The sequence below is a fragment of the Nonomuraea sp. NPDC052116 genome, assembly GCF_040680035.1.
Classification (GTDB): Bacteria; Actinomycetota; Actinomycetes; order Streptosporangiales; family Streptosporangiaceae; genus Nonomuraea; species Nonomuraea angiospora_A.
Genome location: NZ_JBFAWA010000052.1, coordinates 72,441 through 82,403 on the forward strand (window position 1 = coordinate 72,441; position 9,963 = coordinate 82,403).

The following is a 9,963-nucleotide window of genomic DNA, read 5'->3' on the forward strand; positions in this document are numbered from 1 at the left end:
GTCTCCGTGGCGGTTGCGAATGGCTCGGCCGCGTCTACGCGTGATCACGCATCCAGAGGTCGAGGAGTTCCTGGGTTGCGGCCGTACGGGGAGCGATGCTCTTCTCCTGGTGGTCCACCTCCACCTCGACGGGACGCAGATCCGGCACTCCTCCGTCGTCCTGGCCGGGGCGCCACCAGTAGACCTGCGAGCTGATGCCCTTGTCTCCTTGCTCGTTCATGGTCCGGGTGACGGCCTGCATGCTCTCCATCGCCGCTATGAGATGGACGTCGCCGATCTCGTGTACCAGCAGGTACTCCGGAAGCGGGAAGGAGACCAGCGCACCATGGCGGGCAGGCCCGAGGTGACGGCTGAGCACGTGGACGTGGCAGCCGATGTAGCGCTGCGTCTCGCCGATGAACATGACCGGGACGCCCATGACCTCCTCGATCTTCGTGTAGTGCGGTTCCCGGTGCAAAGAGGCGTGCAGCGCCGCGCCGAAGACCTGGCTCTCCGCTCGGCCGCCGAGTCTTTCGCGTCCGAGCGGCATGATCGAGTCGGGCAGGTCGATGACCACGGTCTCCACCAGCCCCGGCGCGAGGGAACGGGTCACCAGGGAGTCCCGGAGGCCGGGCGGCTCGGCGAGCGCGGCCTCGGAGTAGATGCGGATCCGCAGCGCTTCGCCGTCCAGGAGCTGCTGGATGTCAGCCGACGTGTCCGGCGCCTGAGCCATCTTCCTCCGGTAGCCCCGGGCGAACCCGCCGGCGAAGTCCGCGGCGAAGGCGGGCAGTTCATCGTGGGGGAGACCGCCGGCCTCCGCGAGCACGTTGCCGATGTCGGCGGTGAAGTCGGCGGCCCCCGGGAAGCTGACGCTGAGGGTGGTGGGGGCGACGAACCTGGCGGGAAAGCCTTCGGCTGCGAAGGCTTCTACCAGGGCTGCGCCGATGGCGTCGTGGCTCATCCGTACGTCCGATCATGTTTAGGGTAGGGCCAATAATCCCATTACTTACTCGCGCGAAGCCCCTTGGTACGTACGCCGGTACGCCGACGGCGTGGTCCCCAGATACCGGGTGAAGTGCTGACGCAGGCCGGTGCCGGTGCCGAGCCCGCAGCGCTCGGCGACGACGTCCACGGGCAGGTGGGTGGTCTCCAGGAGTTCGCGGGCCCTGATCAGCCGTTGCTGGTTGAGCCACCGCATCGGCGGCAGGCCGACCTCCTGGCGGAACCTGCGTACGAACGTCCTGGTGCTCATCGAGGCGTACTCGGCCAGGCGCGGGACGGTGAGCGGCGCCTCCAGCCGCTCCAGCGCCCACTGCAGCACCGGCGCCAGACCCCGGTCACCGGTGACGGCGGGGGCGGGCGCGACGTACTGGGCCTGGTCGCCCTCGCGGTGCGGCGCGATCACCATCCGGCGGCCCACCTCCGCGGCCACCGCGGCGCCGAAGTCGCGCCGGACGATGTGCAGGCACAGGTCGATGCTCGCCGCCGTGCCCGCGCTGGTCAGGATGTCGCCGTCGTCGACGTACAGGGCCCGCTCGTTCACGGTGACGCGGGGGTGGAGCCTGCGCAGGTCCTCGGCGTGCATCCAGTGCGTGGCGGCCTCCCGGCCGTCGAGCAGGCCGGCGGCGGCCAGGACGAAGGCGCCCGTGCACAGGGCGGCGATCCGGGCACCGCGCTCGTGCGCCTCGACCAGCGCGTCGAGGAGCTTTTCCGGCGGCCGGTAGGAGGCGTCGACACAGGCGGGCACCACCACGAGGTCGGCGTCGCGCAGGACCGACAGGTCGCCGGGCGAGCGCAGCCACAACCCCGGCAGCGATTCCTGTTCTCCCGGCGTGCTGTTGCAGAGGGTCAGGTCGTACCAGTCGGGGGTGAGGTCGCGCCGGTCCCGGCCGAAGACCTCGCACGGCACCGCCAGCTCGAACAGCGGGCATCGGTCCAGCACAGGTACGGCCACCTGGATCGACGTCATGGCATAAATCTAGCGGAACACGACATTTCTGCCACTAGTGAGAAGCCCGGGAGCTCACGACAGTGGTGCCATGAACGAGGAGACAGGAACGCTGGACGTCGGCACCCAGGAGGGATCCCGGCTGCTCACCGCGGCCGCGGAGCTGGTCGTACGGCATCTGGGCACGGTCGCGGACGGGCCCGTCGCGCCCGCCGGGCCGGGAACCGAGCAGCTCCGCGACTGGCTGGCCGGCCACGACTTCGCCCGCCCCGCACCGGCGGCGGACACGCTGGCCGAGGTCATGGGGATGCTGCGGCAGTGGGGTGTGCACACGACGCATCCGCGCTACTTCGGGCTGTTCAACCCGACCCCCACCTGGTGGGGCATCGCCGGCGAGCTCCTGGCGGCCGGTGTCAATCCGCAACTGGCCGCCTACAGCCACGCCCCGGCCGCCGTGGAGATGGAGCGGCACGTGCTGCGCTTCGTCGCCGGCCGGCTCGGCCTGCCCACCGCCGAGGGCAGCTTCACCGTGGGCGGCGCGGAGGCGAACCTGACCGCCGTCATCGTCGCGCTGACCCGCAGGTTCCCGGCCTACGCGGGCGGCGGCCTGGCCGGTCTGGCGCGCATGCCGGTGCTGTACGCCTCGGCCGAGAGCCACCTGGCCTGGCTCAAGATCGCTCACATGACGGGGCTCGGCCGCGACGCGGTACGGCTCGTACCCACCGACTCCCGGCACCGCATGGACCTGGCGGCGCTGCGCGAGACGCACCGAGCCGATCTGGCCGCGGGGTTCGAGCCCTTTCTCCTGATCGGCACCGCCGGCACCACGGCCGGGGGCGCGCTGGATCCGCTGCCGGAGCTGGCGCGCCAGGCCGGCGAGTGGGGTCTGGACTTCCACGTCGACGCCGCCTGGGCGGGAGCTGTCGCGCTGTCCGACCGCCTGCGCCCGCTGCTGGACGGGGTGGAGCTGGCCGACAGCGTCACCGTGGACGCGCACAAGTGGCTGTCGGCGCCCATGGGCGCGGGCATGTTCCTCACCCGGCATCCGGACGCGCTCGCCGGCAGCTTCCACGCCAGCACCTCGTACATGCCCGCGCAGAGCGGCCAGGTTCCCGATCCGTACGCGACCAGCGTGCAGTGGTCGCGCAGGTTCGCGGGCCTGAAGGTGTTCCTCGCGCTGGCGATCGCCGGCCGCCCGGCCTACGCCGAGCAGCTCGAACGCGACGTCCGGCTCGGTGAGCTGCTCGCTCGCCGGCTGTCCGAGGAGGGCTGGCCGCGGGTCAACGACACCCCGCTCCCGGTGGTCTGCGTCGCCGACCCCGAGGCGGAGTCGCGGGGGCCGGAGCACAGCGCCGCCTGGCACGCCGCCGTCGCCGACCACGTGGTGAGCGGCGGCCAGGCCTGGCTGAGCACCGTACGCCTGGCCGGGCGGCCCGCGCTGCGCCTCTGCCTGACCAGCCACCGGACGACCGTCTCGGATGTCGAGGCCGCGGTCGCCGTCCTCAACCAGGCCCGCAAGGCCGTTTGAGCGCGAAGCCCGTCCGATCGGCACGGGCCTTCGCCTGGCCGTGCGTGGACGTACCGGCAGGGCGTCCACTTCGGCAACCCGAAGAACGGCGCGGACCGGACATGACCGCCTCCGTGCTCCGCTCGGACCAGCGGCAGGAAGCGGCGGGCCGCGGCGGTGTCGCCGCCGCGGCCCGCGTACGGTCTCAGAGCTTCAGGCCCACCAGCAGCGGGTCGTGGTCGGAGGAGCGGAACGGGTCGGGCGCGTACAGGGAGGGCGGGTTGAACTCGGTGTTGTAGTCCATGAACCGGCCCTCGTCGGAGTTGATGTGCCAGATGGTGGCGCCGGTCACCAGCTTGCCCGCGCTCCTGTCGGCCAGCACGTGGTCGAGCTCGCCGGACAGGCCGTCGAACACGTAGCTGTAGCGGTCGTCCTTCTTGACGTACCTCTTGCTCAGGCTGGTCAGCCCGCCGTCCTCGAACGCGTGGATGGGGTCCTCCTCGCCGTAGGCGTTGATGTCGCCGAGGACGAGCACGTTCTGCAGCTTGAGGCTGTCGATCAGGGCCAGCACGGCCTCGGCCTGCTTGACGCGCTTGGCGTTGTAGCAGGACTGCCCGTCGCCCTGGTCGGCGTCGGCGCCGGAGGCCGGGCCGTCGGCGTCGGTGCAGCCCTTGGACTTGAAGTGGTTCACCAGCACCGTGAAGGACTTCCCGTCCCCGCCGGCCTTGGCGAAGGTCTGCACCAGCGGCGGCCGGTTGAAGATCGGGTCGGACGACGACCGTGCCGGACCGGTCGGGGTGACCTTGGCCGGCTGGTAGATCAGCGCGGTCTGGATGAGGTCGGTGCCCGGGTTGGGGTGCGTGATCGCCTTGTACGTGCCGGCGCCGGCCTTGGCGTTGAGCGCGTCGACCAGGGTGTTGAGTGCCACGTCGTTGTTGCGCTCGACCTCCATCAGCCCGGCCACGGCCGGGTTGAGCGTCGTGATGTTGGCGACCAGCTTGGCGAGCTGGCGGTCACGCTCCGCGGCGGTGGTGGCGCCGCGGGACTTGAGCGTGGTGAACCAGTTGAGCGTGTTGAGGCTGGCCACCTGGACGTCGCCGCCGACCTTGGCGGGCTTCGCGGGGCGGGGGTTCTCGGCCTTGAAGACCACCGGCTTGGTCGGCTGGACGCGGTAGGCGTCGAAGCCGTACGTGAGGACGCCGGTCAGGTTCTTCACCTCGTCGCCGATGCGGACGGTGTTCGACCCCTCGGTGTGGTACGGCAGGACGGGCGGGTTCTGCACGCTCGAGGCGTCGTCGAGGAGGACGGCGCGCCGCGCGTCCTTCTCGGTGTTCACACCCTCGCGGTCCGTCGGCTGCCACAGCCGGCCGCCGCCCGCGAGGGTGATCTCACCGAACCGGCCGAGGTTGTAGATCTCGGAGGCGGCGAGGTCGCCCTTGAACGTGACGAGCATGCCCTCGAAACGCTCGAAGGTGACGCCTGTCTTGAGCGGCAGCTTCACCTTGGCCGGCTTGATCGCGCCGGTGCCGCACACGGTGACCGCGGTGGCCGGCGAGATCTCGGTGAGGCCGTTGTACTCGATCGCCTTGCCGGAGACGAGCACCCGGTCACCGGTCTTGACCGGCGAGGAGGAGAACACGAACAGCCCCTCGGAGGTCGCCGGGTCGGCGTCGGGCTTGTCTGCCTGAAGGTAGAAGCCGCCGAACTGGCCGGAGCCCTGGAAGGAGCCGGTGACGACGCCCTCGACCCGGACGTTCTGACCGGCGACCGGGCTGGACTCGCCGCTGCCCTGCACCTCGGAGATCCGGTGAGTGGGCGCGGTGTCGCAGCTCTCGGTGGGCGTGACGGTGGGGGTCGGGGTGGGGGTCGGCGTCACAGTAGGCGTGACGGTCGGGGTGGCCGTCGGGGACGGTGACGGGTCCCCGCCGCCGCAGGGGGCCGCGGCGGTGGCGGTGTTGCGCGGCGCGGGGGCCGCGGTCTCGAAGTCGGCGCCGTTGTCGTCGGTGTCGGTGCAGCCGCCGCCCTTGCGGAACGCGCCGGTGGCGTTGGTGAGCGCGGGGGCGGGGGTGCCTTCGGAGAAGTTCGCGGTGCCGTACCCGACCAGGTCGGCGATCAGCGTGAGCTGGGCGTCGGCGCAGGGGGTGGAGGAGCCGTTGCAGGCCAGCCCGTCGCTCGAGCGGACCAGCGCCACCTTGCCCGCGGTGCCGCTCATGTTGACGGAGCCGACGCTGTCGGGCTTGGGCAGCGCGCCGCTGGGGGTGCTGCCGGCGGCGAGCTGTACGAGGTGGTACTGGCCGGGGGCGATGCTGCCGGAGAGGTCGGCCTTGTTGGAGGCGAAGTTCCCGGTGCCGGCGGCGCTGGTGTACTGCACGGACCAGCCGTCCAGGGACACGGGGGCGCCGCTGCGGTTGAACAGCTCGACGTAGTCGTTGGTGAAGGGGGCTCCGGAGTTGCCGCCTCCGCCGTAGACCTGGCTGATGACCACGGTTCCGGGGGCCGCGGCCGAAGAGGGTGAGGAAAGGGCTGCGATCGCACCGGCGACAACGCCGGCCGCAACGAGGATCGCTGTGGCCCGGGACTTGACTGGCATGCGGGGGAGCGTAAACCGACAAACAGCCAAAAGCTCTGTATTCGGCGTGGATGGATAATGAAATTTGAGGTGTTGATCCGTCAATGTGTGACAATCGACCTCCTGGCCTGATATCGCGCGCCCACACTGACGGGCTCGCCGCTGCTCGGCGGGCCCCATGACGTCGATCGAGCCCGCACCTTCCGCCGCCCGAGGCGGGCCTCGTCGCCCGGGTCGTCAGCCGTCGGCGGTCAAGGGCCGAGAGCGATCGCGCCCGCCACCTCGGCCGATCTCCGCATCGCTTATGAGCACATCGGCTCCCCGCGATGCCCGCCGCCCGGCTTGAACTGATCGTGAACAGATTTGCTGAACACTTGTGTTTGGATGCGTCCTTCCAGCATGATCTTGGTGTATCGCTCCCGGGTATCAAGGAGGAACGGATGCGTCCTCGTGCAGGGCTTCTGGTAGCCGGCATGGCCGCCGCGATCGTCAGCGTGGTCAGCACTCCTGCTTCTGCTCAGGCGGCCGCCTGGACGTATATCGGCGTGTACACCAGCAAGCACAACTGCGTAGACGCCGGTCAGATGTGGGTCCGTGAGGGTTGGAACGAGTACGAGTGCTCAGGGAGCGCCACCTACTGGGAACTCTGGGTCCGGTAGCGCTTGACGCCGTCGCTCGCTTGACCCATGCCCGCAGCCCGCACCGGCCGTCGAGGCGACACCAGCCGGTGACCTGCCAGAAGGCCCGAGCGGCCCACGGCCACGCGGTGCAGTACCTCCACCCGGCTGACGCGGTCCCGGCCATCGGACAACGGTCTGGTGGCGTAGATCATCTCCGCGTACTGCGACAGGACGAGTGCGCGCGGCTCTCGTCGGTGATGATCGTGTGCAGCCGGCCGTCGCTCTGCCACACCCAGACCGCGGCTGCGCTGTGCCTGGCGACGTCGGTGAGCGCCCGGTGCGCGTTCGTCGTCGTGACGAACGCGCCGCCGGACTCTGTGCGGCTCACCGACCTCGATTGGACATTCGTCACCACCGGCCTGGCCGACGCCGTCGCCGCAGCGCGTGAGCGGGCGGAAGCGGCCGCCGGAACGGGTCTCGCGCCAGGGAGACCATCCCACCGGCCGCTGCTCGCCGACGTCGCGCATGCGTCCACCGCCATCGGGGGATTGCCTCCCGGGTGATGCCGGCCCAGGAGGCGATCTCGGCGGCCGCGTGGTGCGCTGGTGCTGTGGGCTACTTGTAGTACTGCACCCAGTACTCGACGGTGTGCTTCTTGCTGAGGGAGAAGGACGCCCAGTACGTCGAGTGCCCGGCGTTGCTGATGCGGACGATGCCGTACTGGCCGTTGCAGGCCCACTTGCCGGACTTGGCGACCTTCTCACCGCCACCCCAGCGGCGCAGGAACCAGAGGTCGACCTTTAACTGAGAGTCGTTGCCCCAGCAGCGGGCCTTGATCTGCATCACGCGTACCCCCGAGGGCCGCTGCCAGGTCGCGGTCGAGAAGTACCCCCTTTGCGGACCCAGCGCCTCGTGCCGTTGGGTGTGCCAGCCGGCCATCGTCGCTGTGCTCGCGTGGGTCGAGACCTCGCTGTGTGCCGCCGGGGCCGCGACGGCCGGTGCGGCCGTCACCAGGGACAGACTGGAGGCGGTGGCGGCGAGGGCGAGGGAGATGCTTGCGAGACGCATGGGAACCTGCCTTAGTGACGTTGTTGGTCTCTTTCCTAAGAAGAAGGTGCCGTGGAGCGTGTTGAGCGGGTGTTGAGTATGCGTTGAACGGCGTCCTCGTCGTCGGACGAGCTGCTGCGCAAGGAGCACACCTGGCTGCCCGCTCTCGCCCCGCGCCTCCCGCTGCCGGTTCCCGTCCCGCAACGCCTCGGCGAGCCCTCCGCGCTGTTTCCACGACCCTGGATCGTCACCACCTGGGTGCCGGGCGAGCCCGCCGACCGCGCCCCCGTCACGCGCGCCGCGGAGACGGCCGACGCCTTGGCCGCCTTCCTGACGGCCTTGCACCAGCCCGCCCCCGACCAGGCTCCCACCGGCCGGGACCGCGGCGGGCGGCTGGCCGCCTACTCCGGAGGTTTCGCCAAGCAGCTCGCCGCGGCCACCGAGATGGGGCTCATCCCCGACCCGGACGCCGTCCGCGCGGTCTGGGAAGACGCCGCCGCCGCGCCCGACTGGGCGGGCCCGGCGCTCTGGCTCCACGGCGACCTGCATCCGGCCAACGTCCTCACCGCGCACGGCACCGTCTGCGGGGTGATCGACTTCGGCGATCTCTTCGCGGGCGATCCGGCCTGTGACCTCGCCGCCGCCTGGATTCTGCTGCCGGACGGCGCCGCCGACCGCTTCCATGCCGCCTACCGGCCGGCCCCGGACGCCGCGACCCTGCGCCGCGCCCGCGGATGGGCGGTGCTGCGCGCCCTCAGCGGCATCCTCATCGGTGAAGCCGGCGTCCGCGGACGCCGGGGCGGCAAGGCCACGTGGGGCCCACCCGCCCACGCCGCGCTGCGGCGCCTCATCGCTGATCGATCGCTTCCCCAAGGGCAAGCCGGGATCGACTTGCCAGTGACGTGAGATAGGGCAGGCTTGCCGGTGTGATGGCGATTCATTCGCTGCCCACGCAGCCACAGGCGGAGCCGTACGAGATGCTCACCCGCCTGCCACCGCCCCACCTGCGTCCGTACGTGCTGGGGTGGGCCGGCTTTCGCACCCGGGCGGGAGAGCCCGCCCACCCCAGCCGGATGCTGCCGCTCAACGCGGCCACTCTGATCATCGACTTCACCGGCATGGGCCCGATCGTCACCGGTCCCCGCGCCACCGCGACGTTCTCGGCCCACACGCCGTGGCGTCATGGGGTCGCGGTCGGGCTCACGCCCGCCGGGATGTCGGCGCTGACGGGGACGCCCCTACGGGAGGTGGCCGGCACGAGCGCGCGTCTGGAGGACCTCCTCGGCACCCGTGCCGAGGAGCTGACCGGCCGGTTGATCGCGTCGGCGAGCTGGGCGGATCGCTTCAGGCGGCTGGAGGAGCGGCTGACGGCGTGGCTGCGTCCCGACGCCGGCCCCGACGGACTGATCATGCACGCCTGGTGGCGGCTCCAGGATCCGGCCGGTCCGCCCACCATCGCCTCCCTCGCCGGTGAGCTGGGCGTCAGCCGTCGTTACATCGAGCTCGGATTCCGCCGGGTGGTGGGCCTGTCGCCCAAGACGGTGGCCCGGATCGCCCGGTTCCAGCGGACCGTGGACACGTGGAGACGCCCCTCGGCCACCCTGGACGAGGCCGTCGCCTGCGGTTACGCCGACCAGCCGCACCTCACCCGCGAGATGCGGGCGATGGCGCAGATGACGCCGAAACAGCTGTTCGCATTCGTTCAATACACCGATCGGCTCACCGGCTAGCGTGACCTTCCGCTCCGGACCGAACGGGTGCCGGGGGAGAGGAAGGGGCAACACGTCATGGCAGGCGTTCTCGCGGCCGATCCCACCCTTGCCGACTTCGGCAAGGACCCGCTGTGGATCACGATCATCAAGGCCGTGATGCTGTTCCTCTTTCTGGCGCTGGGGGTCGTCTTCGGGGTCTGGTTCGAGCGCAAGCTGATCTCGCGGATGCAGCACCGGTACGGCCCCAACCGGGCCGGTAAGTTCGGCCTCCTGCAGTCGGTGGCCGACGCGATCAAGATGGGCCTGAAGGAGGACCTCTTCCCGCGCACGGTGGACCGGGGGCTCTACCTGCTGGCCCCGGTCATCATGGTGGTCCCGGCGATGCTGGCCTTCTCGATCGTGCCGTTCGGGCCGGTCGTGAATCTGTTCGGCGTGCGGACGCCGCTGCAGCTGGTGGACCTGCCGGTGGCGGTGCTGTTCATGCTGGCCATGGGCGCGGTGTCGGTCTACGGCGTGGTGCTGGCCGGATGGTCGTCGCGCTCGCCGTACGCGCTGCTGGGCGGTCTCAGAAGCGCGGCGCA

General features: G+C 70.7%; 10 protein-coding genes. 5 read left to right on the top strand and 5 right to left on the bottom strand.

Annotation, left to right across the window (positions count from 1 at the left end; all coding sequences use genetic code 11):
- Positions 1–34 precede the first annotated feature (34 nt).
- The gene (locus tag AB0L65_RS57070; protein ID WP_364265074.1) at positions 35–940 is read right to left on the bottom strand and encodes a hypothetical protein; all 906 of its coding nucleotides are present in this window, start codon (positions 938–940) and stop codon (positions 35–37) included.
- 45 nt (positions 941–985) lie between these two features.
- Positions 986–1,948: a helix-turn-helix domain-containing protein gene (locus tag AB0L65_RS57075; protein WP_364265076.1), complete on the bottom strand. Its 963-nt coding sequence runs from the start codon at positions 1,946–1,948 to the stop codon at positions 986–988.
- A gap of 70 nt (positions 1,949–2,018) precedes the next feature.
- Here AB0L65_RS57075 and AB0L65_RS57080 point away from each other — a divergent pair, with 70 nt between their 5' ends.
- A complete protein-coding gene (locus AB0L65_RS57080; protein WP_364265078.1) occupies positions 2,019–3,455 on the top strand; it encodes a pyridoxal-dependent decarboxylase in 1,437 nt (478 codons plus the stop codon).
- 184 nt (positions 3,456–3,639) lie between these two features.
- Here the strand turns inward: AB0L65_RS57080 and AB0L65_RS57085 are convergent, their stop codons facing one another.
- Entirely contained in the window at positions 3,640–6,024 is a 2,385-nt protein-coding gene (locus AB0L65_RS57085; RefSeq protein WP_364265080.1) for an ExeM/NucH family extracellular endonuclease, read from the bottom strand.
- Positions 6,025–6,443: 419 nt separating this feature from the next.
- Between AB0L65_RS57085 and AB0L65_RS57090 the strand changes: the two genes are divergently transcribed.
- Positions 6,444–6,662: a hypothetical protein gene (locus tag AB0L65_RS57090; RefSeq protein WP_364265082.1), complete on the top strand. Its 219-nt coding sequence runs from the start codon at positions 6,444–6,446 to the stop codon at positions 6,660–6,662.
- Between the two features lie 169 nt (positions 6,663–6,831).
- On the opposite strand, the gene AB0L65_RS57095 is transcribed toward AB0L65_RS57090, so the two are convergent.
- Positions 6,832–7,011, bottom strand: coding sequence for a hypothetical protein (locus AB0L65_RS57095; RefSeq protein ID WP_364265084.1), 180 nt, complete (start codon positions 7,009–7,011; stop codon positions 6,832–6,834).
- 227 nt (positions 7,012–7,238) lie between these two features.
- Positions 7,239–7,691, bottom strand: coding sequence for a hypothetical protein (locus tag AB0L65_RS57100; RefSeq protein WP_364265086.1), 453 nt, complete (start codon positions 7,689–7,691; stop codon positions 7,239–7,241).
- A gap of 114 nt (positions 7,692–7,805) precedes the next feature.
- On the opposite strand from AB0L65_RS57100, the gene AB0L65_RS57105 reads away from it, so the two are divergent.
- The 3 genes from AB0L65_RS57105 to AB0L65_RS57115 form a co-directional block, all read left to right on the top strand.
- Positions 7,806–8,576 carry a phosphotransferase gene (locus tag AB0L65_RS57105; RefSeq protein WP_364265094.1) on the top strand — a complete coding sequence of 257 codons (771 nt, stop codon included), beginning with the start codon at positions 7,806–7,808 and terminating at the stop codon, positions 8,574–8,576.
- A gap of 23 nt (positions 8,577–8,599) precedes the next feature.
- Entirely contained in the window at positions 8,600–9,400 is an 801-nt protein-coding gene (locus AB0L65_RS57110; RefSeq protein WP_364265096.1) for an AraC family transcriptional regulator, read from the top strand.
- A gap of 57 nt (positions 9,401–9,457) precedes the next feature.
- The coding region (locus tag AB0L65_RS57115; RefSeq protein ID WP_364265088.1) for an NADH-quinone oxidoreductase subunit H at positions 9,458–9,963 on the top strand (506 nt) is incomplete at its 3' end.